At 75.5% G+C, this 2,270-nt stretch carries 2 protein-coding genes; one reads left to right on the top strand and one right to left on the bottom strand.

The window, feature by feature from the left end:
* Nucleotides 1-558 precede the first annotated feature (558 nt).
* Entirely contained in the window at nucleotides 559-912 is a 354-nt protein-coding gene (locus BJP40_RS11935; RefSeq protein WP_071280352.1) for a cupin domain-containing protein, read from the top strand.
* A gap of 148 nt (nucleotides 913-1,060) precedes the next feature.
* On the opposite strand, the gene BJP40_RS11930 is transcribed toward BJP40_RS11935, so the two are convergent.
* Nucleotides 1,061-2,167 carry a hypothetical protein gene (locus BJP40_RS11930; RefSeq protein ID WP_071280359.1) on the bottom strand — a complete coding sequence of 369 codons (1,107 nt, stop codon included), beginning with the start codon at nucleotides 2,165-2,167 and terminating at the stop codon, nucleotides 1,061-1,063.
* Nucleotides 2,168-2,270 lie beyond the last annotated feature (103 nt).

The raw sequence follows: 2,270 nt of genomic DNA, 5'->3' as shown, positions 1-2,270 counted from the left end.
CCGCGGTCACCCCGCCTCTCCGGCACGGCGAACGGGGCGGCGGGCCGGGCCTCCTGGTCGGTCGGGGGTGCGGCGGGCCTGCGGGGGCGAGCCGGGATGCGACAGGCGCACCGCGAGCAGGTGGGGCGCGGCGCCGTCGCATGGTGGCCGGTCATGGGCGGGGTCCGGTCGCATCGTGATCGGGCGGGGTGGCCGGGTGGCCGGTCATGGGCGGGGGCGGTCGCACGGTGGTTGGTCGTGTGCGGCGCGGTGGGCACGTTGGTCGGTTGGGTGCGGTGTGGTGCGGCGGCACAGTGGCCGGTCGTGTGCGGCGCGGTCGCACGGTGGTCGGTTCTGGGGCGCTCGGTCGCACGGCGGCTGGTCGGGGCGGGGCGGGGCGGCCGGGTGGGGCCGGTCCGGGGCGGGGTGCGATCGCACCGCGATCGGTCGTGACCGGCGCGGTGGCACGGTGGTCGGCTCGGACGGAGCGCCGGGTCGGCGGATCGTCCGGCGGGACGGGCCCGCACGCGACACCCTGTCCGGGGCGCCGGGGCTCCCCGCACGGCTACGGTCGGCCCCATGAAGCACAGCTTTGCCGTACACGCCCCTGACGCCGACCTGGCACCCGAACCGCTGGACCCCGCGCAGGTCGTCTCCGGTCGGCCCGAGGTCTCCGGACGGATGGTCGACGAGTCGGCCGACGGCCGGACCTGCCGGGGTATCTGGCAGATGACACCCGGCGTCGTCACCGACACGGAGGCCGACGAGGTGTTCGTCGTCGTCAGCGGGTCGGCCACCATCGAGGTGACCGACGGCCCGACCCTCCGTGTCGGTCCGGGCGACATGGTCGTCCTACGGGAGGGCGACCGCACCACGTGGACCGTCCACGAGACCCTGCGCAAGGTGTACGTGAGCCACCACCCCGCCGGGTGACCACCGCCGGCACCCGCGGTTCAGCCGCCCGGTGACCGGTTCCGGTGGTGGGCGAGCCCTCGCCCGCCCCTCACCGGGTCGGGGCCACCACCGGTCACGGGCCGCCGACCCCCCGGCACCTGCCCTTGCCCCGGGGGCTCTGCCGGCGTCAGCGCAGCAGCGTCGCCGGGCTACCGCCGTTGGCCTCGTAGCCGGCCACCGCCAGCGCGCGGTACACGGCGTACTCCGCGGCCGGGTCCTCGCTCACCGTCCAGGGCAGCGCGCCGACGTAGCCGTCCACCCGTACGACCTGCTCCATCGCCTCCGACCACCGCTCGGCCCGCACCAGGAAGTGCAGCAGCAGGTGGCGCACGTGGGCCAGCATCGGGTCGTCCGGGGCCGCCGAGTGCACCGCGTACAGCGCTCCGTCCATCGCCTTCGACACCACCTCCGTACCGAAGAAGTCCCGGACCATGGCCAGGTCGGGCAGGTGCTCCCACACCGCGAAGAGCGGCAGCGCGGCCAGCAGGGAGCCCTGCGGCGCGCGGGCCGCCGCGGCCGTGGCGAACCGGTCCGCGTCCTGCCGCGACCCGTGCCACTTCTCGCACCAGTAGTGCAGCGCCGCCAGGTGCGCGCCCATGTGCTGCGGAGCACGGTCGATGATCTTCGCCCAGAGCTGGTCGAACTCCTCAGGCGAGTAGCCGAGGCCGCGGGCCACCGCCAGCTCCGTGATGTACGGGACCGGGTCGCCGGGTGCCAGCAGGGCCGCTTCACCGCACACCTTCCTGGCCTCCTCCAGGATGATGCGGAACTCGTCCGTGCCCGACGTGGACGTGCGCCACGCCTGCTGGACCAGGAACTCCGCGTGCACGGCGGCACCACCGGCGTCCTTCGGCGCCTCGGCCCGCCACGCCCGCAGCCACGCGCCGCCCGCGCCCGGCTGCTGGGCGAGCTCCAGCGACGCGGCTCCCGCGAACGCCTGCACCCGCTGCCAGCGCACCTCGCCCTCCTTGGGCGTGCCCGCGAGCAACTGCGACGCGGCCCGCCAGTCCTGGGTGCGCTGGACGACGTCCAGCACGTCCATCAGGTCCTGGTCGGGACCGGGTGTGCGGATGTCCAGGAGCTCCTGGCGCACGAAGCCGTAGGCGAGCGGGTCCGCCGCGTCGGGCGCCCCCGGCTGGGTCAGGCGAATGCCGCCGGAGCGGCGGCGCAACAGCCAGGGCGCGACGACCGCGCCGATCAGGCCGACCGCGATCAGAAACCAGAGAAACTCCACCATGCGCCCATTGTCCCGGACGGCCCCGCGGACACCGGAGCGGCGGTGGACAATGGCCCGCCTGGGGAAAAGCCGGCCACCCGCCCGGGCCGCCCGCCCCGGT

Source organism: Streptomyces sp. CC53 (genome assembly GCF_001865245.1).
In the GTDB taxonomy this organism is placed as follows: Bacteria; Actinomycetota; Actinomycetes; order Streptomycetales; family Streptomycetaceae; genus Streptomyces.
Note: the sequence above shows the minus strand (reverse complement) of the source record. Positions and strands in the feature narration are given on the sequence as shown.

Bases quoted from the DNA above. Each gene is read 5' to 3' on its own strand.
- BJP40_RS11935 (WP_071280352.1), top strand. From the start codon at position 559: ATGAAGCACAGCTTTGCCGTACACGCCCCTGACGCCGACCTGGCACCC.